This is a genomic window from Protofrankia sp. CiP1_Cm_nod3, assembly GCF_982290655.1.
The window spans coordinates 32,685-33,128 of record NZ_CEVIVD010000008.1 but is presented as its reverse complement, the minus strand read 5'-3'; the positions used below and the strand labels follow the sequence as shown (position 1 = coordinate 33,128).

At 68.5% G+C, this 444-nt stretch carries 1 protein-coding gene; it reads right to left on the bottom strand.

The window, feature by feature from the left end; genetic code table 11:
• Positions 1-119: 119 nt before the first annotated feature.
• The gene (locus AC5LUJ_RS03565; RefSeq protein WP_250285656.1) at positions 120-374 is read right to left on the bottom strand and encodes a hypothetical protein; all 255 of its coding nucleotides are present in this window, start codon (positions 372-374) and stop codon (positions 120-122) included.
• Positions 375-444: the final 70 nt, after the last annotated feature.

Genomic DNA, 444 nt, shown 5'->3' with positions numbered 1-444 from the left:
AAATATTTATTATATCCGGCGCCGTGGGGCATGACAATCAACGGAGCCGACAGTTTGTGCAGGTCGCCGCCGTGACTTGCCGCGAGGGCCAGGTCGAAACGGGTCGCCACCGCCTGCTCTCACGGTACTGTCCGCGCGCCGATACCGGCCAGCAGGTCGACGACGCCATCGTTGAAGGGTGAGGTGCCGGTCGTCGTGAACACCACCTGGACCCTGGTGTCGGCCGTGAGCGCGGGAAGGACGTCGAGCAGGCGGTTCGTCGAGGTGACGGTGTGGGCCACCACGAGCACCGTGCGGGACGCCGTGACCGTCGACCACGAAGCTGCCTCGGGCCCGATCGGTACCCGCAGCCATGGTCGGTCGATCGCCACCACCCCCCGAGTCCACGACCTCCGCCACGCTACCCACCGGCAGCGCCCGCCGCGGCCCGACCGTCCACCTCGC